Annotated in this window: 22 protein-coding genes; 16 read left to right on the forward strand and 6 right to left on the reverse strand. The window is 49.9% G+C overall.

From position 1 onward, the window contains the following. The first annotated feature begins 21 nt into the window (after positions 1–21). The 12 genes from nadD to ACJJIL_RS03550 all read left to right on the forward strand — a co-directional run bounded on the left by nadD (position 22) and on the right by ACJJIL_RS03550 (position 12917). Positions 22–705 (forward strand): nicotinate-nucleotide adenylyltransferase, encoded by a 684-nt coding sequence (gene nadD / locus ACJJIL_RS03495; protein ID WP_444934045.1) that lies wholly within the window; start codon positions 22–24, stop codon positions 703–705. Further along, a complete protein-coding gene (gene rsfS, locus ACJJIL_RS03500; RefSeq protein WP_413663146.1) occupies positions 702–1079 on the forward strand; it encodes a ribosome silencing factor in 378 nt (125 codons plus the stop codon). Before nadD ends, rsfS begins: the two co-directional genes overlap by 4 nt. Before the next feature lie 5 nt (positions 1080–1084). Next, the gene (rlmH, locus tag ACJJIL_RS03505; RefSeq protein WP_444896240.1) at positions 1085–1561 is read left to right on the forward strand and encodes a 23S rRNA (pseudouridine(1915)-N(3))-methyltransferase RlmH; all 477 of its coding nucleotides are present in this window, start codon (positions 1085–1087) and stop codon (positions 1559–1561) included. Between the two features lie 120 nt (positions 1562–1681). Next, the gene (mrdA, locus tag ACJJIL_RS03510; protein ID WP_445361212.1) at positions 1682–3577 is read left to right on the forward strand and encodes a penicillin-binding protein 2; all 1896 of its coding nucleotides are present in this window, start codon (positions 1682–1684) and stop codon (positions 3575–3577) included. Further along, on the forward strand, positions 3570–4715 hold the full coding sequence (gene rodA, locus ACJJIL_RS03515; protein ID WP_444934043.1) for a rod shape-determining protein RodA: 1146 nt from the start codon (positions 3570–3572) through the stop codon (positions 4713–4715). The genes mrdA and rodA overlap by 8 nt, the downstream gene beginning before the upstream one ends. Positions 4716–4757: 42 nt before the next feature. Next, positions 4758–5768, forward strand: a complete 1011-nt coding sequence (gene mltB, locus ACJJIL_RS03520; protein ID WP_444958531.1) for a lytic murein transglycosylase B — start codon at positions 4758–4760, stop codon at positions 5766–5768. Between the two features lie 147 nt (positions 5769–5915). Beyond that, positions 5916–6791, forward strand: coding sequence for a septal ring lytic transglycosylase RlpA family protein (locus ACJJIL_RS03525; RefSeq protein ID WP_282931471.1), 876 nt, complete (start codon positions 5916–5918; stop codon positions 6789–6791). A 249-nt stretch (positions 6792–7040) separates the two neighbouring features. Beyond that, on the forward strand, positions 7041–8186 hold the full coding sequence (locus tag ACJJIL_RS03530) for a D-alanyl-D-alanine carboxypeptidase family protein (RefSeq protein ID WP_282931472.1): 1146 nt from the start codon (positions 7041–7043) through the stop codon (positions 8184–8186). 167 nt (positions 8187–8353) lie between these two features. Next, positions 8354–8635, forward strand: a complete 282-nt coding sequence (locus tag ACJJIL_RS03535) for an HP0495 family protein (RefSeq protein ID WP_282931473.1) — start codon at positions 8354–8356, stop codon at positions 8633–8635. Beyond that, positions 8635–9336, forward strand: coding sequence for a lipoyl(octanoyl) transferase LipB (lipB, locus tag ACJJIL_RS03540; protein ID WP_282931474.1), 702 nt, complete (start codon positions 8635–8637; stop codon positions 9334–9336). Before ACJJIL_RS03535 ends, lipB begins: the two co-directional genes overlap by 1 nt. Further along, positions 9329–10312, forward strand: a complete 984-nt coding sequence (gene lipA / locus ACJJIL_RS03545) for a lipoyl synthase (RefSeq protein WP_282931475.1) — start codon at positions 9329–9331, stop codon at positions 10310–10312. The genes lipB and lipA overlap by 8 nt, the downstream gene beginning before the upstream one ends. Before the next feature lie 889 nt (positions 10313–11201). Further along, complete coding sequence (locus tag ACJJIL_RS03550) at positions 11202–12917, forward strand: AMP-binding protein (protein ID WP_445361213.1); 1716 nt, start codon at positions 11202–11204, stop codon at positions 12915–12917. Between the two features lie 71 nt (positions 12918–12988). Here ACJJIL_RS03550 and ACJJIL_RS03555 read toward each other — a convergent pair whose 3' ends face one another. From ACJJIL_RS03555 to ACJJIL_RS03565, 3 genes are all read right to left on the reverse strand, one after another. Next, the gene (locus ACJJIL_RS03555) at positions 12989–13279 is read right to left on the reverse strand and encodes a DUF1540 domain-containing protein (RefSeq protein ID WP_444896253.1); all 291 of its coding nucleotides are present in this window, start codon (positions 13277–13279) and stop codon (positions 12989–12991) included. A 147-nt stretch (positions 13280–13426) separates the two neighbouring features. Beyond that, on the reverse strand, positions 13427–13957 hold the full coding sequence (locus tag ACJJIL_RS03560) for a GNAT family N-acetyltransferase (protein WP_413663138.1): 531 nt from the start codon (positions 13955–13957) through the stop codon (positions 13427–13429). A gap of 120 nt (positions 13958–14077) precedes the next feature. After that, positions 14078–16456: an autotransporter domain-containing protein gene (locus ACJJIL_RS03565; RefSeq protein ID WP_413663137.1), complete on the reverse strand. Its 2379-nt coding sequence runs from the start codon at positions 16454–16456 to the stop codon at positions 14078–14080. 427 nt (positions 16457–16883) lie between these two features. Between ACJJIL_RS03565 and arfB the strand changes: the two genes are divergently transcribed. After that, positions 16884–17303 carry an alternative ribosome rescue aminoacyl-tRNA hydrolase ArfB gene (gene arfB, locus ACJJIL_RS03570; protein WP_413663136.1) on the forward strand — a complete coding sequence of 140 codons (420 nt, stop codon included), beginning with the start codon at positions 16884–16886 and terminating at the stop codon, positions 17301–17303. A 288-nt stretch (positions 17304–17591) separates the two neighbouring features. On the opposite strand, the gene ACJJIL_RS03575 is transcribed toward arfB, so the two are convergent. Continuing rightward, a complete protein-coding gene (locus ACJJIL_RS03575) occupies positions 17592–18152 on the reverse strand; it encodes a DUF2799 domain-containing protein (RefSeq protein WP_413663135.1) in 561 nt (186 codons plus the stop codon). Positions 18153–18400: 248 nt separating this feature from the next. Between ACJJIL_RS03575 and ACJJIL_RS03580 the strand changes: the two genes are divergently transcribed. From ACJJIL_RS03580 to ACJJIL_RS03590, 3 genes are all read left to right on the forward strand, one after another. Beyond that, complete coding sequence (locus ACJJIL_RS03580) at positions 18401–19822, forward strand: amidase (protein ID WP_413663134.1); 1422 nt, start codon at positions 18401–18403, stop codon at positions 19820–19822. Positions 19823–20294: 472 nt separating this feature from the next. Next, complete coding sequence (locus tag ACJJIL_RS03585; protein ID WP_445361214.1) at positions 20295–21854, forward strand: M28 family peptidase; 1560 nt, start codon at positions 20295–20297, stop codon at positions 21852–21854. 356 nt (positions 21855–22210) lie between these two features. After that, the gene (locus ACJJIL_RS03590; protein WP_444934034.1) at positions 22211–24838 is read left to right on the forward strand and encodes a TonB-dependent receptor plug domain-containing protein; all 2628 of its coding nucleotides are present in this window, start codon (positions 22211–22213) and stop codon (positions 24836–24838) included. Positions 24839–24964: 126 nt separating this feature from the next. On the opposite strand, the gene ACJJIL_RS03595 is transcribed toward ACJJIL_RS03590, so the two are convergent. Beyond that, the gene (locus ACJJIL_RS03595) at positions 24965–25696 is read right to left on the reverse strand and encodes a glycerophosphodiester phosphodiesterase (RefSeq protein WP_413663131.1); all 732 of its coding nucleotides are present in this window, start codon (positions 25694–25696) and stop codon (positions 24965–24967) included. 159 nt (positions 25697–25855) lie between these two features. Beyond that, positions 25856–26368 (reverse strand): flavin reductase family protein, encoded by a 513-nt coding sequence (locus ACJJIL_RS03600; protein ID WP_413663130.1) that lies wholly within the window; start codon positions 26366–26368, stop codon positions 25856–25858. Between the last annotated feature and the right edge of the window lie 88 nt (positions 26369–26456).

Here is a 26456-nt window from a genome sequence, read left to right on the forward strand (position 1 = left end):
CGGGGGGTACGAGAAATAATTGTGGCGAGCAAAAGGCATAAGTTGGCCCTGTTTGGCGGAACCTTTGATCCGATTCATCTCGGTCATTTGCGCATGGCGCTGGAGCTGCGCCAGGTGCTCGAATTTGATGAAATGCGCCTGCTACCCAGCCACCAGCCTGCCCACCGGCAGACGCCAGGTGTATCGTCCCGCCAGCGTAGCGAAATGCTGGCTCTGGCGCTTGAGGGGTGTGATGAGCTCACCCTGGATGAGCGAGAACTCCATCGTGGCGGAGCTACTTATACGGTAGATACCCTGGAGGAGCTGCGCAGTGAACTGGGAGGTGAAACCTCCATCAGTTTCTGCATGGGATTGGACTCCCTATTGAGTCTGCACCGCTGGCACCGCTGGGAGCGCCTCTTGGAGCTGGCACATCTGGTGGTGGTAACAAGGCCGGGCTGGCACCTGCCAGATCGCGATAGCGAAGAGCATGGCCCTCTGGCAGAACTGCTGGAGAATCATCGGGGCACGGTTGCAGGCTTGCATACACGAGCATGTGGTTGCCTGCTGTTGCGGGAGCAGACCATGTTGCCAATTTCCGCGACGCAAATTCGCGAATTAATTAAAAGTGGCCAGTCGCCACGCTATTTACTGCCCGCAACTGTGTTGCAGTACATAGAAGATCATCGACTTTATACAGAGGTTGCTTCAGGCGACCCGCAATGAATCAAGGTGTTATGACAAATATTAAAGATATCGCTCTCAATGCGCTGGAAGATTTGAAAGGTAAGGATATTGTTTCCCTGGATGTTTCCGGGCTTTCAGATGTAATGGACAATCTGCTGATCTGTACTGGTACTTCCAGCCGCCAGGTTAAGTCCCTGGCAGAGAACGTTGTAGACGAGCTGAAAAAAGAAGGTATTCGCCCCATTGGTGTTGAAGGTGTTGACCAGGGCGAGTGGGTATTAGTCGACTACGGTGACTTGGTTGTTCACGTGATGCTCGCAGATGTTCGCGGTTTCTACGATCTGGAAAAACTCTGGTCTATGACTCCGAATACCCGTGACGATGCCGATGGCAGTGATCCGCACCAGGGTTAATTGCTGTGAAAATCCGCATTCTTGCCGCCGGTGGAAAAATGCCGGCTTGGGTGCAGGAGGGCTACGCCGAGTACGCTAAGCGCCTGCCCCGGGAAATTGCTCTGGAAATGGTGGAAATTCCACTCGGCCAACGAGGCCAAAAGAGCTCTGCAGCCCTGATTGAAAAAGCGCGAAAAAAAGAGGGCGAGGCGATGCTCGCCGCTTTGGGACCGCGGGACCACGTGGTAGCGCTCGATGTGAAAGGCAAGCCCTGGAGTACCGAGCAGTTGTCGGCGCAATTAAGTGATTGGCAAATGCTTGGGGAAAATATCAGCCTGTTAATTGGCGGGCCCGACGGTTTATCCGAAGACTGCCTCGCCCGTGCTCGCCAGCGCTGGTCTCTGTCCCCACTGACCTTGCCGCACCCGCTGGTGAGGGTGGTTCTGGCTGAACAAATTTATCGCGCCTGGACATTATTGGCCGGCCATCCCTACCACAAATAAAATATTTGCGATAAGTCGCGGAGAGATTTGCCGACTCGGTTCTCTCTCCTGACTCGCCCTGTGTTAATGTAGGGAATTAGATTTTTTGCACGCCAGTCAAAAACCATCGAATAAATTCTGATGCCGCACGATTACCATCTCAAGGACCCCCATACCGAGCAGCGATTGTTTCGCAATCGTATGTTGGTGGCGCTTGTGGGGGTTATCTTTTTACTGGGTGTTCTCGTAGCGCGTTTCTACAACCTCCAGGTGGTTAATTACGAAGACTACCGCACTCAATCTGATGAGAACCGTATCCAGGTGCGCCCGGTCGCGCCGACCCGCGGATTGATCTACGACCGCAACGGCATTTTGCTAGCCGATAACCGCGCCAGTTATAACTTGTCGATTGTTCGCGAGCGCGTTCGCGATATGGATGCCACGCTAGAGCTGATCGGTAACCTGGTGCGACTCGATGAAAACGATGTCACCAAATTCCAGAAACGCCTCAAGCGCCGGCGCCCCTATGAGCCAGTGCCTCTCCGGTTTCGTTTGAACGAAGATGAAATCGCACGGATCAGTGTTAATCAATTCCGTATGCCTGGGGTGTCAGTGGAGGCGGAGTTGGTGCGTTACTACTCCCTCGGGGATTTATTTGCCCACAGTGTGGGCTATGTGGGGCGAATCAGTGACCGGGACCTGAGTAACTTTACCGAGGATGATGTGCGCCGCTATCGCGGTACCCGTAGCATCGGTAAGGTTGGGTTGGAACGCTCCTACGAGGACCTCCTGCTTGGTGAGGTCGGTTATGAAAATGTTGAAATTAATGCTCGTGGCCGGGTTTTACGAGTACTGGAGCGCCAGGACCCCAAACCGGGCTCGGATCTGGTGCTCAACCTGGATGCTCAACTGCAACAAGTCGCCTCTGATGCCCTGGGAGATCGTCGCGGTGCAGTAGTTGCGATCGATGTAAATAGCGGTGGCGTGTTGGCGTTTGTCAGCAAGCCGTCCTTCGACCCCAATTTGTTTGTGACCGGCATCAGCTTTGCCGACTATCGCGCCCTCAGCGATTCCCTCGATGTGCCCCTGTTTAATCGGGCGGTGCAGGGTCAGTATCCACCGGGTTCCACTTTAAAGCCGTTGATGGGGCTGGGTGGACTCCAGGCGGGCATTATTACTCGAGAGAGTACAGTCAAGGACCCCGGCTTTTACAAGCTGCCCAACGATCCGCGCATCTACCGCGACCACGTGCGCTGGGGGCACGGTGAGAAAGTGGATCTGATACAGGCCATGGCGCAGAGCTGTGACGTCTACTTTTGGGATATGGCGCACCGCTGGGATATCGATGATATGCACAGCATCGCCTCTCATTTTGGCTTGGGCAGCAAGACAGGGATTGATCTGCCCATGGAGCGCTCTGGACTATTTCCTTCCCGAGACTGGAAGCGCGGCGCCCGCGGAATGCCCTGGTTCCCCGGTGACAGTTTGAATGCGGTGCTGGGGCAGGGGTTTGTGTTGGCGACGCCACTGCAGCTTGCAGTAATGACTGCCACGATTGCCAATCGCGGTACCCACTACCGCCCGCAGATGGTCAAGTCGATCAACGGGGTGGAACAACCTCCCGAGATACTGCACAACCTCGAGGCCCGCCCTGATCACTGGGATTTGGTATTCGAGGGAATGGAGGCTGTAGTCAACCACCGTACCGGTACCGGGAAACGGGCAGGTAAAGATCTGGACTTCCGCGTGGCGGGTAAGTCCGGTACCGCTCAGGTGGTCGGTATTGCCCAGGGGGAGCGCTATGACTCAGAGGCCCTGCAAGAGCGCCACCGAGACCACGCCCTGTTTGTGGCCTTCGCGCCTGTGGATAACCCCCGTATCGCTGTTTCGGTATTAGTCGAAAATGGTGAGGGCGGCGGCAAGGTCGCTGCCCCGGTGGCAAGAGAGCTATTTGCGGAGTGGATGTCACGCCCGCAGTTGGAACCGCAGAAGACGGCGGATACCACTTATTTGAGCGAGGGGGCTGGCAATGGCTAGTCGCGATTTCTCCCACCGTTTGTCAGATGCCCACGGCAGTCTGCGCAAACCGGCCAGTCTCTCACGCCGCCTGCATATTGATATACCGCTACTGGTGCTGTTGTTGGTGTTGGCCGCCGTAGGACTTGGAGTGCTGTACAGCGCTTCTGGCGGTGATATGAACTATGTGCGGCGCCAGTCAATTTTTATGTGCGTGGCCTTTGTGGGCATGTTTATCGTTGCGCAAATCCCCCTGGATTTTTATCGGCGCTGGTCCCCCTGGGCCTATTTGGCCGGTTGTGCGCTATTGGTTGGGGTATTGTTCTTTGGTACCAAGGCGATGGGGGCACAGCGCTGGCTGGAGATAGGCGGGTTTCGCTTCCAGCCATCGGAAGTGATGAAGCTCGGTGTCCCCATGGCAGTGGCAGCTTACCTGCATCAACGCCGCTTGCCGCCATCACTGACCACGGTGATTGGAGCTTTGGCAATTGTGGCGATTCCCGCAGCTCTTATCGTACGGCAACCGGATTTGGGGACCTCGATCCTGATTGCGGCGTCCGGTCTTTTTGCCCTGTATCTAGCGGGGTTGAGTTGGAAGATGATCAGTGCCGCGGCAATGGCGCTGTTGGTTGCTGCCTATCCAATTTGGCACTGGGGGCTCCACGATTACCAGCGGCAGCGAATTTTGACTCTGCTCAACCCAGATGATGACCGTTTTGGTGCTGGTTGGAATATATTTAACTCCAAAGCGGCTATCGGCTCCGGTGGTGTTTACGGCAAAGGCTACCTGCAGGGAACCCAGTCACAGCTCGATTTCCTGCCGGAGAGCCATACCGATTTTATTATCGCGGTACTGTCGGAGGAGTGGGGTATGCGCGGCGCCCTGTTGCTGCTTTTGCTATATGTACTGATTATTTCCCGCGGCATTTACATCAGCTTTATGGCCCAGCACGTATTTGGCCGACTGTTGGCGGGGAGTATTACCCTCACTTTTTTTGTCTATGTATTTGTAAACATTGGTATGGTTACAGGATTGTTGCCGGTGGTGGGGGTGCCTTTGCCAGTGATTAGTTACGGCGGGACATCCTTGATTACATTGATGGCCGGATTTGGCTTGTTGATGGCTGTTGGCACTGAGCGGCGCAGAGTTCACTTTTGAGGAACACTGCATAGGGACAATAACCGGATTTAGAGACGCGAGATGAAGACAGGAGCGGTCGTTTTGAAGTGGACCTCGGGATTATTAATCGGGATGGGACTGGCCCTCGCCGCCTGTGCGCAGGAACCGGGTCATGGAAATAATAAACAAGCGCAAGAATTCGTAGATTATATGGTGGAAGAGCACGATTTTAATCGCGAAGAAATGCAGACTCTGATGCGTGAGGCCAAGCGCAAAGATTCCATTCTAAAGGCGATCAAACGGCCAGCCGAGAAAGCCAAGCCCTGGCACGAGTATCGCAAATTGTTTCTCACCCCGCAGAGCATTGCCGGTGGGGTGGACTTCTGGGATCAAAACGCCGAGGCCCTGGCTGAGGCTGAAAAGAAATACGGTGTACCGGCAGAGATGATTGTTGCCATCATCGGAATTGAAACCCGATACGGCGGTAATATGGGCGGCTACCGGGTTTTGGATGCACTTTCCACGCTGGCATTTAACTACCCCCGTCGCTCTGCGTTTTTTACCAAAGAGTTAGAAAATTACCTTCTGCTGACTCGTGAGCAGGATATGGACCCCTTGGCTCTCAAGGGCTCTTATGCTGGGGCTATGGGCTACGGTCAATTCATGCCTTCAAGCTACCGTTCTTATGCGGTGGACTTCAGCGACGATGGCAAGGCAGATATATGGAATAACCCTACCGATGCGATCGGCAGTGTGGCTAACTATTTCGTCAAACATGGATGGAAGCCCGGTGAACCGGTCGCGGTACTGGCCAGCCCCCGCCCGAATGCGGACATGACAATCGTCAACGATACTCTGCAGCCGCAGTGGACCGTTGGAGAATTGGCGGACAAAGGCTTTAACGCTACTAGCCAGGTGGCTCCGGAAATGCCGGCCAACGTATTCTCCCTGCAAACTGAGCAGGGAAAACAGTATTGGCTCGGTTTGAATAATTTCGCGACTATCACCCGCTATAACCGCAGTCGTCTCTACGCTATGGCCGTCAATGACCTGGCCCAAGAGATCGTTAAAGCGAGAGGCGGCAAGTCTTAAGGCGGCTTCAGTCCCGCAGCTAAATTTAACCCAAATGGAGGGAACCATTTGGGTTTTTAGCGTTCATATTTTTCTATTTTATTTAGCAGTTCCAGATAATAGCGGCTTGGAGACGGCAGCAATAAGTTGTCGCGCGCCGGGGGGATTATGTTTCAGTGCAAAGCGCGTTGGGGAGTGGCCCTGGCGGTCCTGATATTAGCGGCCTGTAGTGGCCCGCAGCCAAAACCACAGAAAACCGAAAACACCAAGCAACCGGACTTTAATAGCATCAAGGATAGTGGCCCTGCTGCTCCGGTAAATATGCAAGCAGCCCCTGAGCCGATCCCTGTCCGAGAGCCGATCGGCGACGCCGGCAATAAATCCCCTTATAAGGTCAACGGTGTCACGTATCGTGTACGCAATGACGTCAAGGGCTATAAAGAGGTGGGGCAGGCTTCCTGGTATGGAACAAAATTCCACGGCCGACGCACTGCAAATGGCGAGGTCTACAATATGTATGCCATGTCTGCTGCCCATAAAACGCTACCACTGCCCAGCTATGCCAAGGTCACCAATCTCGACAATGGCCGCAGTATTATCGTGCGGGTAAACGATCGGGGGCCCTTTGTGCACGGGCGCATCATCGACCTCAGTTATACTGCTGCGCAAAAGCTCGGATACATTGATAAAGGCATTGCTCGGGTTGAGGTAGAGGCTCTGGACCCGGCCGCGTTGCCGGCGGCCAATGAAGTACTGGCCAATAGTGATGGCACCGCTGGTTTGGCGGAAGATACGACTATCAAGTTGCCCGACAATACCTATCTGCAAGTTGGTGCTTATAGCAGTTCCGCGCAGGCCCAGGAAATTCGCACCCAATTGGCAGCGGCCATTGACTATCCTGTTGCTGTTAGTTCTGTTCAGAGTGGCGGCAAGACTTATTATCGAGTTCGAATTGGCCCACTCACCCAGCAGAGAGCTTTGGCAACAGCGCGGGAAACTGTTGAGCAAAAGCAATTTGGACAGCCACAAGTAGTTTACGAATAGTGTTGTGGGCTTTTGGGTATCAATAGGTAAGGGTGATATCTGCCTTAAATGATTGTGACTGATGCTATCGGCGGCAGTCATTTGAATACCCGTTCACAAAATAGTGCGCATTGACGCGTTTTTTCTTGTATTTTGTAATTTTGTAATGATAGGCGGCGTTTGGTGACAAGCTCTAGTGCCGCTGATTAACCTTGTAGATTTCGTTGCAGGTTAAGCCAACGAAAACGAGGAATGACGAGACATATACCTATGATCACACGGATTATCGCCTGTTCTTTCCTGTTGTTATGTGCGGGCCTGGCCCAGGCGCAATCTCTTATCCCTGCACCGCCTCAATTGGCGGCAAAGTCTTACCTGCTCTTAGATGCCAACACCGGTCAGGTCCTGGTTGAGCACGAGGCGGATACTCCGGTACCGCCGGCAAGCCTAACCAAGATGATGACGGCCTATATCGTTTCTGAGGAGATCCTTAAGGGGAGCATCAAAGAAAACGATATGGTTCGTATCTCTGAAAAGGCCTGGCGCAAGGGTGGCTCCAAGATGTTTGTCAAAGTGGGTGACCAGGTGCCGGTTATCGACTTGATGCGCGGTGTGATTATTCAGTCCGGTAACGATGCGAGTATCGCCCTGGCAGAACACGTCTCCGGTAGCGAAGAGGTCTTTGCCGAAGTTATGAACCAGCAGGCAGAGCTGCTGGGCATGGAAGATACTAACTTTGTCAACGCCACTGGCTGGCCTGCAGAGGGGCATGTAACGACTGCCCATGACCTGGGTGTACTGGCGCGTGCGCTGATAATGGACCACCCGGAGCATTACGATATTTATTCCGAGAAGTATTTCAGCTACTCCGGCATTAACCAGCCCAACCGCAACCGTTTGCTGTGGCGCGACTCCTCTGTAGACGGAATTAAGACCGGTCATACGGAAGAAGCAGGGTACTGCCTGGTGGCTTCTGCAATGAAGCGCGGCATGCGCCTGGTTGCTATTGTTGTCGGCACCGACAGTGATGAGAAGCGCGCCTCTGAAACCCAAAAACTGCTGGCCTACGGCTTCCGCTACTACCAAACCCACAAGGTCTACGGTCAGGGTGAAGAGTTGCAGACGGAGCGTGTCTGGGGTGGTAAAGAGCCCAGCGTGGGTATTGCCGTAGCTAAAGATGTATTCGTTACCATCCCCCGAGGCGGTGAGGAAGGCATTAAGGCCGACCTGATTGTGGATGGTGAGCTGGAAGCGCCTGTGCAGAAGGGCCAACCAGTGGGTAAAGTTGTTGTGACCCTGGATGGTGAGACTGTCGCCGATGTTAAAGCCGTTGCTGCCGAAGATGTGGAGCGTGCCGGTTTCTTCAAGCGCATGTGGGACTCCATCAAGCGCTTCGTAATGGGCTTTTTTAGCTAAATGCTGATTTAGGGATGGGAATGATTCCCATCCCTGTCCATCCCTCCCCACTCTCTGTCCACTTCCCCTTTTGCTCACTGTCCACTGCTGTTTAGCCGCTGTATAATCGCCGCCCGGCTGTGCCTAAGCTTTTCTCAATATCTAACAGCCCGGCCCCGGAGAGTGGTATGAGTCAAGATCCCAATCAAAAAGCCCCGAAAATTGAATTTCCCTGCGAAGACTACATGGTCAAGGTCGTGCGTGATGCCAATGATGAGGCGCACGAATTTGTACTGGATGTGATGCGTCGCCATGCCCCCGGCCTGGATGAAGAGCGCGTTACCTTGCGTGACAGTAGTACTGGTAAATTCACCTCAATGACTTTCTTTATCCTCGCCACTGGTGAGGAGCAGCTCAAAGCATTATTTGAAGAACTGAAACAGCACCCCGCTGTGCATATGGTGCTCTGATGACCATTGTTCGCGATCTTGCGCGGCGAGATTACAAGAGTGTCTGGCAGGCCATGTCGCGCTATACCGATAGTCGCGATGGCGAAAGTGTCGACGAGATCTGGTGTGTAGAGCACGAGCCGGTTTTCACCCAGGGGCAGGCAGGCAAAGCCGAGCACCTGCTGAATACCGGTGATATACCCGTGGTTCAGGTGGATCGTGGGGGACAGGTGACTTATCACGGCCCCGGCCAGTTGGTGGTGTACCCATTGTTGGACCTGCGCAGAGCAAAAATCGGCGTGCGTGATCTGGTCACTGCCCTGGAGACTGCCACGGTGGCAATGCTGGAAACTTTTGGTGTTGCAGCGGCACCCAGGGCCGATGCGCCTGGGGTCTACCTCACTGAAGGCCCACGTGCGGGAAGTAAGATTGCCTCTATCGGATTGCGAGTTCGGCGGGGGTGCAGTTTCCACGGTATCGCCATCAATATCGATATGGATCTGGCTCCATTCCTGCGGATCAACCCCTGTGGCTATGCGGGGATGCAGATGGTGCAGATGGCAGAAATATTGGAACCAACCCCGAGTTGGAGCCAGGTCGCCGAGATTTTTGTACGCGAGCTGCTCCACACTCTTCAGTTGCCCGACGCCCAGTGGCAACCCATTGATGAAAAAGTATTTGCGCAGCTGAGCGCAGAACAGCAGGAATTAAGTAATGGCTGATAAACCCGACCTGGTGCCCGTTAAGCGTACTCGCCGCCTCCAGCAGGGGGAGAAACTTCGCGATGGCGATAAGGTAGAGCGTATCCCGGTGAAGGTGATTGCCAGCGATAACCTGCTGCGTAAGCCTGACTGGATTCGCGTAAAGGTTCCCGCTTCAAAAGAAGTGGATCGCATCAAAAATATTCTCCGCTCACAAAAACTGTCAACGGTTTGTGAAGAGGCGAGCTGCCCTAATTTGGGAGAGTGCTTTAGTGGCGGTACCGCGACATTTATGATCATGGGTGAAATCTGTACCCGTCGCTGTCCTTTCTGCGACGTAGGCCACGGTAAGCCCAATCCACTGGACCCGGAAGAGCCTAAGAACCTGGCGGATGCCATTGCTGCAATGAGTTTGCGCTATGTGGTAATCACCTCTGTTGACCGGGATGACTTGCGCGATGGTGGCGCCGAGCATTTTGCCAATTGTATTCGTGAATCGAGAGCGCAATCCCCGAACCTGCAAGTGGAAATTCTCACTCCGGATTTCCGCGGCCGTATGGATGTAGCGCTGGACATTCTGGAGAAAGAAGCTCCGGATGTGTTTAACCACAATTTGGAGACTGTGCCACGCCTGTATAAAGAGTCTCGTCCCGGTGCCAATTACAAGTGGTCTTTAAAGCTGCTGCAGGAATACAAAAAGCGTCGCCCTGACGTACTGACCAAGTCCGGGTTGATGGTTGGCCTGGGTGAGGAGAAAGAGGAAATTTTCCAGGTAATGGACGATATGCGCGAGCATGATATCGATATGCTTACGATCGGCCAGTATCTGCAACCGAGTAAAGAACACTTGCCGGTGCAGCGCTACGTCCACCCGGATGAGTTTGAAGAGTATCGCCGCTACGCCGAGCAAATCGGCTTTAAGCACGCGGCCTGTGGCCCCTTGGTACGCTCTTCTTACCATGCTGATAAGCAGGCTCACGGAGAAAAGGTAGGTTAATACAATTTGTAGGAGAGGGGGGTGTTTTTCACATCCCTCTCCCCATTTCTCCCTCCTCAATCTCGCTTTTAACGCCCAGTTAAACACATCTATTTTTAAACAAAACTTACAATGCTTTCGGTGTTGCGAGCTCTGAAAGTATATTCTTGAATGAGAAATTAAAGTTATTTTCTCTGACGTATCGAGGCGGCTATTTTCAATATTTAAGAGCTGTTAATGTTCTTAATTAAATTAAGGTTATTGTATTAATTGCCTTAAATGGATTTTAAGTCTCCGCGGCTTTTGTCGTTTTTAGTTTTACCTGGGTGCTCGCACTTGCTAAAAGGAAGCTTTTGTAGTTTTCGGGCTTTTTAAGTTGGGTGTTGCTATTTGTTTTTGCTTGTTGTCTCAGGTTGTTTCTCTGTAACCCTGATATCAAACTAGAAATTGGTGCGGATTAAATTTTTAAGAAATCAAAAGTAATTTTGAATTACACTCATGTGACACTGTGTACCACAATGCTCTAGTTTTTAGTCCTATTAGTAAGTAGCGCCCTGATAAAAGGGATACTTTTGTTAGACCTGATGTCCCAATTAAGCAGCAAAGAGCCTGCTCCTTTGTGACCAGTCATTCGCATTTTATTGTTGATAACAATAATTGCACTAATAGCTGATCTTCAGTAACTTAAGGTAAAACAATAACTGTCAGAGATTCTGCCTTTTTAGGTGTTTCATCTGCCATATTCATTCGGCGGATCTAGCCAAGCCGAGTAAAAGTCGTTATTTAATGGCTTTACTGCTTAGTTATCTTGGTAACTCCGCTCAGGGTGTGCTGCATATTGGTGCAATCTGCCCGGACAAATCATACTGCTCATAATTAAAAAAAACACAATAATCAGAGAGGACTAGCGATGACCCCGGAAGAAAAATACGAGAAGGTGAAGGGCCTGCAACCTTTAGAGCTTCTTTATCAGAGGGAGGCGCAGCAGGCTGATACGGTCTTTCTTCGCCAAATGCAGCAGCGGCAATGGAGAGACTATACCTGGGGTGAGGTAATGGATCGGGCTCGCAGGATTGCTGGCTACCTGCGCGCTCAGTACGAGCCCGGTGATCGCATCGCTATTCACGGCAAAAATTGTGCGGACTGGATTATTGTGGATGTGGGTATCATGCTGGCGGGAATGATCAGCGTGCCGCTTTACCCAGGTCAATCTGTCTCCTCAATGACTTATGTTTTACAGCACTCTGATTCGAAATTGCTTTTCTGTGGGGCCACCGACAATAATGCGGCTCTACAGGAAGTTGCTGATATGCTGCCCTCGGTCGCTATCCAGCGCTGTGAGATCCGTTGTGACCAGGATCTGGAAACCCTAATCAAAGAGAGTGAGCGCTTTGAGGAGAAGCCGACTTTTGATCTGGATGATATCTTTACGATCATGTACACCTCTGGAACTACAGGCAATCCAAAAGGGGTTATGCATAGCTGGTCTTCGGTGGTTTTTGTCTCCCCAAATATGATTCGCGGTTATGGAATGGATGAGAATGACCGTGTTCTTTCCTATTTGCCCTTAGCTCATGCTGCAGAGCGGATATTGGTTGAATTCCATTGTTTGTATTCTGGTACCCCAATTCATTTCCCCGAATCTCTAGATACTTTCCTGGAAGATTTAAAGCGCACGCGCCCGACGATGTTCTTCTCGGTTCCTCGCCTCTGGACCAAGTTTAAAGAGGGGATTGATGAAAAAATCCCTCCGTCACTGCAAGAAGTACTGTTGCGAATTCCCGGAATCAATACCTGGCTGAGAAAGAAAGTTCGCAATGGTCTGGGGTTGGATGATGCAGAAATATTGGTTAGCGGCGCGTCCCCTATTTCCATTGAACTACTGCGTTGGTACCACCGCATGGGAATGAAGGTGGCCGATGGCTACGGTATGACCGAGAATTTTATTTATGGTTGCTTTGCTCCGCCGGGGGAAGATCCTGTGCCGGGGACGGTTGGTAAGCCTTATCACGGCTGTGAAGTTAAGATTTCTGAGGAAGGGGAGATACTCTTTAAGAGCGGTTCCTTGATGAAGGGATACTATCTTGAACCGGAAAAAACTGCGGAGGTAATACGGGACGGTTATTACCACACGGGTGATTCTGGATTTATTGATAAGGACGGTCTGGTACATATCACTGGGCGTATTTCAGAAACCTTCAAAACCAGTAAAGGCAAGTTTATTCAGCCCAGCCGACTCGAAGGGTTTTTTGGTAATGAGACTATGCTGGCCCAGCTCTGTGTCCTGGGGCACGGTATGGATCAGCCGGTAATGCTGGTGACTATCTCCGAGTCTGCTGAAAAATTACCACGGGAGGAAGTCAATGAGCATTTGCAGAAGCTACTGACCTCGGTAAATGATAAGTTACCGCAACATGAGCGGATTAAGACCATCTTTATTACCAAGGAAGAGTGGACTCCCCTCAATGAATTCCTAACGCCGACACTAAAGATTAAGCGAAAGGTACTTGAAGCTCATTATCAGCCTTTATTTAAACAACACGTGGATACCAAGGGGATTGTATGGGAGCCTCGCACTGCGGTGAGTGAGGGCTCAAAAGAGGCTTCACTTGAACCTGTGAGTTAATCGCCCCCGATTAATAGAAAAGCCCGGTGAGTGTTGATCCGGGCTTTTTTATTGGGTTGTTGGTTGCCTAGTCAGTGAGTGTAGCTCTGACAGTGCTGGGATTTTCCTATCAGCCCAATTTGAATACTTTCTGCTGAGCACTCGAAGTCATCATTAAATTTACAGTCTTCCATTTTGCAGGCACCAACGCCGGCGGTACGGGAGCTGCTTGTATGACGGGAGTTGGTGAAGAAAGTATCACAGTCGGGATCGGCACCGTCACCAATGGTAATTGCTCTGGCGTGGCAAGCATCATTGGCGTTATAAGCACATTGGCTGGCGGCACATCGACTGACTTCTGGCATATCGGTTGCGATAATCATGGCAGTCCTCTCCTTAATAGTAAGTTGGAGACTAGACCAGCATGGTTGCATGTCAATGAAAAACCACAGGGTCTGTGTGGTATTTTTATTATCAAGGTGCAGCGACGTTGTATATCAGAATAACTTTCTTAAGAAATACTTTTTATTCTAGTTTGTTATTTCAGCTGCGTCTTTGTGCCAGGCCATTAAAGCCAGTTTCTCAGTCTCGCCTGGCAATACAATTTGCTTCTCGTGGGCTAGGCCGAGTTTTTCCAGTAATCGTATAGAGGGTTTATTTTCTGGTTGTGCAATCGCAAGGATTCGCGTTAATCCCAGTATATCCCTGGCGTACGTCATTACAGCTTTGGCAGCTTCTAAAGCAAAACCCTGGCCACGATAATCGGGTAAAAAGGCAAAACCAATATCGGCTCCATTGAGCCCCTCTCGCTTAACCAGTCCGCAGATGCCTATTGCAGTGCCATTGTTCAAGGACACTTTGTACATACCAAAGCCGTGCTCACGATACATGGCAATGGGACCATTTAGGATATAGTTGCGAGCCTCACGTTTTGTGCGAACTCCGCGATCGCCAATATTCTTTAGAAAATCGGCATCATTGAGTAGTGCCAGCATTAAACCGTTATCCCGGTCTTCATTAAGCTCCTGAATAACCAGGTTGTCAGTTTCTAATCGGAGCATTTGGACGGACCCTATTTTTTCAGTTTCACTGATGAGGGAAGGCTCTGAGGTGAGAAGAATCGTAGTTAAATTAAATAGAAGGGGAGGCTGTGCCCCCTGGCAAGGGGGCACAGTTACCACTTAGAAGCGGTAAGTCAAATTGACGGAGGCAGATTCAGTCGTTGGGCGGGAAGCGACAGTTGCGCTAACTGCAATAGCGTCAGCTGCTTGCCAGCGGATACCGGCAATCATACCCATGCCACCGTTGAAGATACCTTCGTCGACACTGGCATAGCTAGGCATGGCATTCATATTACCTTCCATGGATTTTACACCCACTTCAATAGTGTCTTCTTCAGTACCGTTGGTGTCTTCATACCAAATTTCTGCATAGGCATTAATGGTGTCCCAGCTCTTATTGGCGAAAGCACCAAAACGCATATTTCTCAGGCGGCGCTCTTGATCACCGTAGTGCATACCCAGCGGGTCGAGCTCATTGCCACTCAGGTCGGTATAGGTAAAGCCTTCGATGGCATCTTCGGTGTAGCCATCTACATCCGTAGTTACCTTGGTGAAGCTTACAAATGGACCGAACTGGAAGGTTTCGCTGTTGAGCAGGTTGGCACCGGCAGTGATACCCAAGGACAAGTTCTCGCCAGAGGTATTCCCGGTCAGGTTACCGTTATAAGTGTCGCCCAGAGAGACAGAACGGCTGACGTCATCGTAATCTACATCGGTCAGGGTCGCGTTACTTTCGACAAAGAAAATGTCGTAGTGCATGCGGCCAAAAACGCTGTAGTTGGTTGAGGTGGAATCAATAGCAAGCTGTGAATTATCCACATCAATATTGGAGCGGCTTACTGCAAAACCGATTTCCGCATTGTCGCGCACGGCGAAAGTCATGCCGAGAATATTGGAGTAGCCATCTCCCCTGACATTGGCGGTGTAATCTGTATCGTAGTCGACGTTACCCAGGGAGCTACCGGCGAAAACGCCAGTCTGAGCGGAGCGGTAACGAACACTGGCCAGGCTCTCGTCAAGGCTGTTGGTGTGGGTGCGAGTAGCCTGGATTGCGATATCTGGCAGCTGACCGGCAACCTGAGCAGCATTCACGATTGCGGTGTAGTAGTCACCGAGGATTTCCTGACCAATTTGAGTGGGGTGAACACTGTCGTTGAAGATCAGCTTGTCTGCATCGGGGTCGGTGCCGTTAATGCCATAAACGGAATGCTCAATACAGTCGTTGCCACTGCCGTCGTAACAAAACAGTTGGTTCTCTGAGGAGGATAAACCAAAGATGGTCGGGTTATTGAGGGCGACTTTCAGGATACCTGCCTGGTCAACCATCAGAACGCCGTCGATATCCTTGGCCTTAGCTAACAGTGCTGAGTTGAAGGTTTCAGAAGTGCTACTTGCTTCGAAAAGTATCTCTTCGAAGGCGGTGGCCAGCTGGGCATCAGCATCTTCCTGGCTCACTAGTCCAGCATCAACTGCAGCTTGCAGAGCCTCTGCATTGTCGCTGGAGTAAACGGCTTCATATGCAGCAGCGTAAACGCCAGGAGTTTTGCTGACATCCGGTACATTGGATACGAGGATGTAATTGGCACCTGCATCGGATAGAGCGCCAGCTGCGCTTGCCAGCATTGTTGATGCAACGTCCAGATCCGCAGTGACTTCTTCGATGGTTGAGGTGCCAGCGACGACATCTTCGAAACCGCTGAGTAAGTCGTTACCACCGCCGTTTACCCAATAGAGAGCGTTGTGATCAGCACTTCCCAGAGTACTTTCCAGGTAGCCCATTCCCAGTGGGTGTGGGTTACCGGAAGTTCCAGTAGTGGCTATAAGATCAGCAAAGGTGCCCTCAATGGCGTCGCCCATAGCAGAAGCTTGGGTCATCAGGTCAGCATAAGTTGCGGTATCACCTTCTGCCAGGGCAGCTTCGGCTTGGGCTACTAATTGGGCTGCAGTGGCCTGTTGTACCAGCAATTGGGTCAGGAGTTCGGAGTCCGGGTAGCTGGGAGTTAAGCCTTCGTCACCAGTGGTTGGCATCAGGGCGCTTAACAGGTTATGACGGCTCGGGTCAGCCTCCAGGCCATATGCCTGCAGGTAGGCTGCATAGTTGTCGGGACCGATGATATTCATCAGAACATCAGCTGCTTTGTGCCCGCCTACGGCCCAGCCTGTACCGGCATTGCTCAAGCCAGCAGCAATCTGAGCAGTAACGGAAGCTTCAAGTTCCTCTGCACTCAGTGAGGGGTCTACGGTGGGTAGGCAAAAGGAAGATTCCATTCCTGCACAAGACGGAGTTACGGCACCCAGGCCCAGATTCTGGGATAAAAGACTAATGGCTACTTCGCGATCGTCGCCCCCATTAGTGAATACATCGTAGTTGCCGACATCGGTTAGGCTGTCACCGAAGGCGATAACCTGGGAAAAGGCTGCCTCTTTGGCAAAAGCCGCAGAGCTTGTCATTGTTGCGAGTGCTATGGCCGCTGCGAGGCTACGCTTGGCGTTATGCATGGTTTTCTCCTTGTCGCGGTAATCTCACACCCGCGGAGACATCGGGAGCAGTCCAGAGGAAACTACAGGGCGCGAGTCTTTATTGTTCTTTGCTCCAGTACTTCTAGGAAGCCGGGCAATCTTAGCGGATTTGACTATGACTTGAAAATAAGTCACAAATCATTCCGCAAATCCTGGTTGGCCTTTAAGGCCCCTTAAATAGCTTTTATTCGGCTGGCGCAATATTACTTAATGAGGGTTTCCCGGTAAATGAGGTTTACCCCTAGATACGCTCATTTTATAGGAAGCATTTTTTTATAATTTGATTTCTGTCAATGGCGAATTGTATCTGTGTTGTGGGGCTGGTTAATAGCTGCACTATTTGGGCAGAATGGTCATTAGATTTTGTATTTTTAGTAAAATGATGTAACTCGGGCATTGGGTGTTTATGGTTTATGGAAAAGGGAAGGTGTCTGTCCCTCAAGAAGAAATCGAAATGAGTGCGATACGCGCACAAGGCGCCGGTGGCCAAAATGTAAATAAAGTTTCCAGTGCAATTCATCTGCGGTTTGATATTCGGGCTTCTTCACTTCCACAGTTGATTAAGGATGGTCTTTTAAAGTTAAAAGATCGTCGAATCTCCTCTGATGGCGTGGTGGTTATCAAGGCTCAGAGGTTCCGAACCCAGGAGAAAAACCGCCTGGATGCCCTGGAGCGACTGCAGGAACTGGTGGATAAAGCTGCATTTAAGCCAAAATTCCGCGTGGCCACAAAACCCAGTCGTGGTGCCAAGGAGCGTCGCCTGCAAGCAAAAAGTCGTCGCTCTCAGGTGAAGTCAATGCGGGGTAGGATAAAAGACCAGCACTGATCCAATTGCCCGAAATATAGAGAATAATTTTTCTTGAAACTGTCTTTTTACTTGGTTCTTTGGTGCAAATTTCCTGGTGGTCTATAAGTCGAATAGGGGGCAACCGCTGCAAGCCTGCCTTTTGTAGGAGGCCTACTTTTTCCATTTATCATATGGTGCCAGTTTGGTAGTGATGGAGACCGGGATTAGAAATGGTTGATTCACGACAATAGATAGAGACAGGAATTAACCTCTGCAGATTAGGGCCCGCAGAGGTAATCTTGGCTCTTATGGGATTTTAGAGCAGAGTTACAGGTAGGGGGAACGGGCCAATACTTCCTGATACTCGGCTTCTCGTTGCATTAGTTCGAACTGCAAGCCAGTAATTTCCATCCCCAGTTCTGAATGCCTGACCTTTAGGCGAGCAATATCAGCGAGCAAGGTCACCCGCTCAGAGTTGTCGACTGTCTCATCTACCAATAAAGCACCGATCTCTGTCATATCATCGAGAATATGCTCTCTTGCCAGTTCCAGGTCATGAATTGCCGATACCAGTTCCTCGACAGCAGATTTGGCAAGAAAAATATTCTGGCCTGAATTGTATCCCCGCAAGAATAACCCTTCGAGGTCTGCGGGGCAGACCCCGTTATAGCTGTTGCCAGAGCGCCCCTGATCAAAGCCGCGCAGCTCGGTGCAAAAAAGCTCCAGCCCTTCAGTTCGCCCATTGCGATAAGCCATTGTATTGACTGACACACCGTACTTTGCACAAGCCTCACGACGCCCCCCTAAATAAGAAATGTCTCGACCTGCTGCACCGTCTTCATACCCGATTGCCTGCCAGTCTGCGACATAGCATTCATCTTCGCTCATGGAGGCACATCCCGAGATCAATGAAACTAAAAGAAAGAGGAGTGCAATTTGAGAGGGAAATTTCACAGCGGTTATCCGTGTCGGTGATTTCACCAAAGCTTACTGTGAATTTCCTGACTGGAAGCTGAACTTTCTGTATTGCGTGAAATTATTCCATCGGATCTTTTTAAGAGAAGGTGGAGCAAGTAGTTAGCTACCGACGACTAGTCTGATGAAGTTAGCGGATCAGTAATTGGAAGGCTTACTCGATGGGTGATTTCGTTGGGATGACAGCTCTTGAGCTGTTGCATGGATACAGGAAGAAGTCTTTCTCACCGGTTGAGGTTACCGAGGAGTTACTCAACCAAATTGAGCGACTTAATAGGCATGTTAAGGCTTTTTGTTTGATTGACAGAAAGACAAGCCTCGCCTATGCGCGGGAAGCTGAACACCGCTATATGTCTGGCAATGTGCGGGGATTACTTGATGGGGTGCCAGTGGCAATAAAGGATGTCTTCTATACACCGATGTGGCCAACGGTTTTCGGCTCCCAAATAATTGATCCAGAGACGACGCTGGGATGTGCGGCCCCTTGCATTGCGGCATTACAGCGCAACGGGTACACGCCAATAGGGAAAACCACGACACCGGAGTTTGGTTGGAAGGCGGTGACGGATAACGCCATAGACGGTATTACGAGAAACCCCTGGGATAGGGATAAGACATCGGGTGGTTCGAGTGGCGGGGCTGCGGTTGCAGTATCACTGGGATTGAGCCCTCTGGCTGTGGGGGCTGATGGTGGTGGATCTATCCGGATTCCGGCCAGCTTTTGCGGCACAATTGGGTTCAAACCGAGTTTTGGACAGGTTCCCCATTGGCCATTAGGTACCTTCTCCTCCCTGGTGCATGTGGGGCCCTTAGCATCGACGGTGGAAGACTGTGCACTGATGATGAATGTAATCAGTGAACCGGATCATCGGGATATCCGCGCAATACCTCGCCGGAACATTGATTTCCTTGCAGCTACAGAGGGAAGGTTGATTGAAAGAACAGGAAAGTTGCGTATTGCTTACAGCCCCAGTCTTGGTTACGTAGCACCTGATCCCATGGTGGTGAGCAACGTTTCTGCTAGTGTAATGCACTTCCAGGAATTGGGTGCTGAAGTTGTAGAGGTTGACCCGGGTATTGATGATGCTAGTGCAGCTTTTGGCTGTCTATTTTGTGCGGGAATAGCGAGTATCTTTAGGGCGATGGATAGTACCAGGCGCCAACTGGTGGAGCCCCAATTGTTAGAGGTCGCAGAACAAGCGGACAAATTATCCTTACCTGATTATCTCGACGCGCTGAAGTGGCGAGATAACTTTGTCGAGCGATTACAGGAATTTTTTCTGAAATATGATCTGTTAGTGACCCCAACTTTACCTATTACCGCATTTAGTGCTGGGGTCAATGTGCCGGATAGTAATTCAGGCTCTCTATGGTATTCCTGGACACCTTATACCTACCCCTTCAATTTATCAGGCCATCCGGCAATATCAATCAATTGCGGTTTTTCAGCGAGTGGTCTGCCAGTAGGTCTGCAAATAGTAGGCAGAAAATATGCTGATGAGACCGTTTTATGTGCAGCCGCTGCTTTACAAAACCAGCAGGGGTTAAAAAGGAGGCTTCCTGGTTGGGTAGATTCTGTGTGAGTTGCAATCTTAAAATTCTTCTTGTAGATCTAATTAAAATAAAGGGCTGAAAAACCCTTTAGTTCAGAAATTATTCCTAGTTCTATTTGCTATTAATAGTGTTTTTATATTCTATGTTTTTTGTGTATTTGTGATCCACTTAAAGTTTATTGCGGCTCTTACGCTGAAAGATGCCAAATTGTTTTAGTATTTATTTGAATGTGCTAGCTTTTCCTTGCCGGATTGGTCAATCCGGTTTTGTTTGTTCTCTCTGCGCTTTTCGAAATTCGAATAATAAAAATATTTCTGGATTGTCCGCGATTGTTTATAGGTATGGCCTGTAGTTCCATCCTCATTGATTTTTGTATTATTTGAATATTATTGAGATTCAAAACTGCTGTTTGTGCAGGCTTCTTGCATGTGTGTTTATTGCCTGCCTGTGTTTTTGAAATATCAGGGATTCGCAGGGGGCTAACTTAATGTGGAGAAGATAATGAAAAAAATTATTAGTAGGTCTTTAGTTGGGGTTCTTGCACTCCCCGGCGCTGTTATGGCAGAAGAGCTGTGGATAACTATAGGTAGTGATGGTTATAAAACCTTAAAGCAAAACAGTAGCCTGGTTGCCAAGCAACCACTCGCGATTCAAGGTGAGGAACGTAACGGAGTCACTATTCTAAAAGTTAATGAAAAGAATCTTTCCGAAATATCGACTCTGATGCATATCAACCATAACCGTTGTGGCGGCTTTATGGTACATGACTCATTGGAGGAAGCAGAAGCTGCCCAGATTTCATCGCTGACGACAACAGTGAATAACGTGATCGCTTACTCTATTGATAATGCAGATGTGGTTAACGCCCTGCAAGCAGAGATCTCAGAGTCTAATATACGGTCAACTATTCAAAGTTTGTCGAATTTTACTAATCGCTATTACACCACTTCAACCGGCGTGGATGGTGCTGAGTGGATAAGGGATGAGTGGCAGGCATTAACGAATTCACGAAGTGATGCCTCTGTCGAACTTTATAGCCATAGTTGGGCGCAACCCTCTGTAATTTTGACGATTCAGGGGCAAACTGACCCGGATGAAATTATCGTGCTGGGGGCGCACCTGGATTCTACGGTCGGTTTTGGCACTGGTGAAGGTACGAGAGCGCCGGGGGCTGACGACGATGCGTCTGGCATAGCAACATTGACTGATGTCATTAATGCAATTGTCGCTACAGATTATAAGCCGGATAAAACGCTGGCTTTTATGGGGTATGCTGCTGAGGAAGTGGGGCTGCGGGGGTCAGATGATATTGCCAGCGATTACAAGTCACAGAATAAAAATGTGATAGGTGCCTTGCAGTTGGATATGACTAATTACTATGGTTCAAATAGTGATATCTATATTATTGGAGATTACACCAATAGTGCCCAGAATAGCTTTCTTGAGGATCTGGCCCAGACCTACCTGAGCGGTCTCACTGTTGGAACAACTTACTGTGGTTATGCGTGTTCTGATCACGCATCTTGGTATAACCAGGGTTATCCGGTTTCCTTTCCTTTTGAGGCGACTTTTAATGGCTCAAACCCTTATATCCACACTTCAAGTGATACCCTCGCTAATAGTGGTGGAGATGCCAGTCATGCGGTGAAGTTTGGAAAGCTTGCTGCTGCCTATGTCGCTGAATTGGCCAAGGGTTATATAGGGGATGATCCGGGCCCAGACCCCGATCCGGACCCCGATCCCGACCCCGGTGAGGAACAAACAGAAACCTTTAGTGGTGATGTGGGTCGAGGTTCGGAGGATCACTATGGACCTCTCAGTGTAACGCCCGGTACAGATTTTATCGCGGATATGACCGGTACTAATGATGCCGATCTATATGTCCGTTTTGGTGCGGCACCTACTTGGCGCTATTACGATTGTCGTCCCTATGAGGGAGATAGCTCTGAGAACTGTTCCTTAACCGTGCCAAGTGGTGAGAGTGAAGCCTATTTTATGGTGCGGGGTTACAGTCGCCTTGGATCGGATTATGAAGTTGACGTTACTTATACACCTCAATAGACGGTGCTGATTTCACCTATTTATTTTTTTAAGTGAATTCATTGCTGTCACTTTTGCTTCAGCCTTTCTAAAAGTCACGTTTGGCAGTTTTTGGTATTTGCTAAACGTGTACCCCCTCCTTTTAAAATAAATATCGCGACATTAATTTTTTGATTTGTTGGAAGTTGACATTTAATCGCGTAAAAGATCTACCCTAGGCGTGCACTAATTTCTGGCATGGATGCAATTTAACGGAACGTCAGTATGCCGCTTTTTTGTTTAACCCCTGCACGGATCTAATTTGATGTGCATTGCTTTGATGAGTTATCCGGTGATGTTCTGTTTGATGTTAATAATGAGAAGAGAGGGTGGTGAATATGAAGCGTTACTTGTTGAGACCTTTGTCATTGGCGGTGGCAGTTGCGATTTTTAATTCTGGTGGGTATGCGATTGCTGAGGAAAAGGAAGAGGGCGCCTCTAATACTGCTGATCGGGCAATGGAGGAAGTGATAACCACAGGTACACGCAAAGAGGGTGTATCTCCCACCGAGACTCTTTCTCCGGTAGATGTGGTTGGCGGAGAGGACATTGCGGATCAAGCGAGCTTTGATCTTACTGAGTCCCTGGCAAAAATTGCCCCTTCATTTAATACGCAGAGATTTCCAATTGCTGATGGCACCGCTTTTATCCGCCCGGTGACTTTACGTAATTTATCCCCAGATCAAACTTTGGTACTGGTCAATGGAACTCGCCGCCATCGCTCTGCGCTGGTTAACTTGCAGCTTGCCCCCCTGGGCACAGTTAACCAGGGTGCCCAAGCCGTCGACTTTTCGGCGCTACCCTCTATGGCTATAGAGCGAGTTGAGGTTTTGCGTGATGGCGCTTCAGCACAATATGGCTCCGATGCGATTGCTGGTGTCGTTAACATTATCCTGAAGGATGATGCAGAGGGATTTAGCTTATCAGCTCAGACAGGGGAGTATTTTGAAGGGGATGGAACCCGGATGAGTATTGCCGCAAATACGGGATTTGCGCTGGGTAATGCAGGATTTATTAATGGCACCGTTGAATTCTCCCGCGCAGATAAAACCTGGCGCAGCGAAGCGCGGCCAGATGCGCAACAGGTAGGATCAGTTGTGGGAAATAATTTAGTACCACTGGATGGCTTGGGTCAGAGATGGGGTGATCCCGATGTTGAGTCCCTGAAGTTTTTTATTAACAGCGGCCTGGATATCTCTGATTCGGTAGAGCTCTATGGAAACTTCGGTTATTCACAAAATGAAACAATTTCTGACTTTTTCTATCGTGGACCGGTGCTCGACCCAGAACACCAGTTTACTGCGAGAGGTACCCTGCAAGTAGACAGCCCCAATGACCCCCTTGATCCGAATAGTATCGACTACATGCCCGACCCAGCTCCCCAGTCTTTAGTGGATTCTATTTTGGCGCAGGGCCTAAACCCCTCGGATTACCTGGTAGCAGATACTTCCAGCGACAGTGGGTACGTGTTGCGAAACCCAATTTATACTCAGTTTCCCGGCGGCTACAACCCTGAATTTGGTGCAGATATTTATGATATCGCGGCTGTATTCGGGGCGCGTGGAGAGCTTGCCAATGGCCTCTCCTGGGATCTACGCGGACGCTTGGCTGAAAATGAAGTGGACTATGTCCTGAAAAATTCCATCAATCCAAGCTTGGGTATTTTGTCTCCTACTTCCTTCAAGCCGGGAACCCTCACGCAGGAAGAGTCCAGCCTCAATGCGGATTTTGTCTACCCCATTGATGTCATGGCTTTTGCTTCGCCATTGAACCTTGCATTCGGCGCTGAGTGGCGTGAAGAGACTTACTCAATTGGTAGGGGGGATGCAGCGTCCACTGAGGTAGGTCCAACTGCTGCGTACTTTGGTGTGGGTTCAGATGGTTTTCAGGGTTTCCCGATTGAAGCGCTGGGCAGTTTCAGTAGCGAGAGTATTGCGGCTTATATTGACCTTGAAGCCGATGTGACTGAGGCTCTGACTTTGGGAGCGGCTTTACGGTTAGAGGAATATGATGAGTTTGGCTCGACATCGGATTGGAAATTGTCAGCACGGTATGATGTGAATGAACAACTGGCATTTCGAGCGACGGTAAATACTGGTTTCAGGGCGCCAACACCCGGACAGGTGAATACCTTAAATGTTACTACTACGACAGACTCCAGTGGCAACCTGATACCCAATGGAACCTACCCTGTGGCTCATCCGGTAGCATCAGCGCTCGGAGCCGTTGAGCTGGAGCCGGAGGAATCCACCAGTTTTACCTTGGGTGCGGTTTTTGCTCCACTGGACAATACCAGTGTGACAATAGACTACTACAGCATCGACATCGAGGATCGCCTGGCTCTGCGCAACAATGCCATCGGAGATGACGAAGTGATTCTGTTGCAAAATGCCGGTATAGAAAATGCAGCACTACTCAACGGCAGCAATGCAAACTATTTCGTCAATGCTTATGACTCGGAAGTGTCAGGTATAGATCTGGCAGTTACCAGTGATTTCGAGATTTTTGAAAGTTTATTAGTGGTGGATTTACGCCACAATCACAATCGCCAGGAAGTTACCAGTGTTACGCCAAATACCATCAATGCCTCACGGGTATTTGACCTGGAAAACCAAGTTCCCAGTGATCGAACGACTTTAACTTTTGATCTCGATACGGGTGATTTATTTGCAGGGTACCTGCGTTTTAATCGCTATGGCAGTTGGGAATCAACAGGCGGGTTGTTTGGTGCTGGGGATGCCAATGATACCTATAGTTATGGCAGTGAAATTCTCGTTGATATCGAAGCGACGTTTACGCTGTATGAAAATTATAAATTGTCGTTGGGGGGCGAGAATATCTTTGACGTAATGCCTGATGATGAGCAGGAGCCCACATTGCGATATCTCGGGGTACGCCATGCCCTCACATCACCATTTGGCTTTAATGGTGGTTATTGGTATTTACGTGCTAGCGCAGAGTTTTAAGCTGTATAAATAGGGGAGACTATTTAGCCTCGAGTCTTTTCCTGCTTTAACTCACAGCAGTAGCCCGGTAATTGTCCCGGGTTACTGTCTGTTTTCTTAATTGGTGAAGAGGATCTTCTCCAACGTCTAAGTGCCAGTTTTTGTGAATTCAACACGGGCATTAAAATCGGATACGATTTGAGGTTCATCAGTGAAAACCCCATCAATACCTTGAGCTGCCAACAGTATCAAATCGTTGGGGTCGTTGACGGTAAATACGTAGTTCTTAAGCCCGCGCTGTTTTGCATCGGCTATTAAATCTGCATTTATAAAATCTACGTTCGTATGTAATGAATAGGCCTTTAATGGAGCAGAGCAGGCTGCAAGATCGAGGGGAACACCGGAAACCAGCACTCCCCGCCGAACCTCAGGAGCTAATTGCAGGCACTGGTACAACTGGCGGTGATCAAAAGAGGAGACGATGTATTGCTCATAGCTTGCACCAGTATCCTGCGTAAAGGTGTGGATTTCATCCGCGAAAAGGGCTGCACAGTTAGGCCCTTTCAGCTCGATATTGAGTTGGGCACTATTTCCCACAAGTTCCAGGACTTCCCTTAATGTAGGGACCTTATTCCCGCAAGGGAGAGGTCTCTCTTTCAGAGCATCGGGATGCATTTCAGTGATGAGTTCAGAGCCCGCGATTAGGCGTCCGAGTCGCCGGTCATGCTTGACCAGAAGCTGCCCACCAATATTCCACACATCAATTTCGATACCCCCGACGTTGAGTTCCAACGCATGCCCGATTGCTTGGAGAGTGTTTTCACTGGCTCGCTGTTGATAGCCCCGGTGGGCGAAACAGAAGAGCGTAGTTGAAGTCATGGCTTATCAGTCCATTTTCATGGTTTGCTTCAGACTGCCCTTGAATTATTACGAGGTCACTAATGCAACACCAAAGTTTCTGCCAAATACTGGTTAATTGGCATTAAAAAATTATTTTTATAGCCTTTGGGTAGTGATTAGGCTCCAAAAAGTGAGCTGCTACTCTCCAGCCAGTGCACGATAACAGCCTTGATGAAAGACCAGGGGTTCACCACCAAAAGCGGCAAATTCCAGCACCTCTCCAAGCAATATTGTGTGATCTCCACCATCAATGCACTGCGCGCGGCGGCAATGGAAATAGGCTGCACACTCCTCTAGGCGAGGTATACCATTGGGGCCTTCATACCAGTTGACCTGTCCAAACTTGTCTGCCCCTCGACCAGCAAATAGGTTTGAGACATGTTGTTGGTCTGCTCGCAGGATATGCACGGCAAAGTGCTCCCGGGTGGTAAATGCTTTATAGCCCATGGATTGCTTATCGATACTCCATAGAACCAGGGCGGGGTCGAGGGAAACGGAATTAAAGCTGTTAGCCGTCATGCCGGCAGGTTGGCCATTGGTATCCTGAGTGGTAATGACAGTTACACCGGTAGCAAAGTGGCCGAGGGTGTCCCGCAGTAGCCGGCTTTGCTCGGGTGACGGGGAAATCGTACGGCTTTTCTCTGTCGTCATACTAGGGCTACTTGTACCAAAACTTTGAAGGGCCGCCATTTTAAGGCAAAAGTTAACGGTTTGCGCGCTTTACCTCGAATAGCTATTA

The sequence above is a fragment of the Microbulbifer maximicatervae (SeqCode) genome (assembly GCF_052468095.1).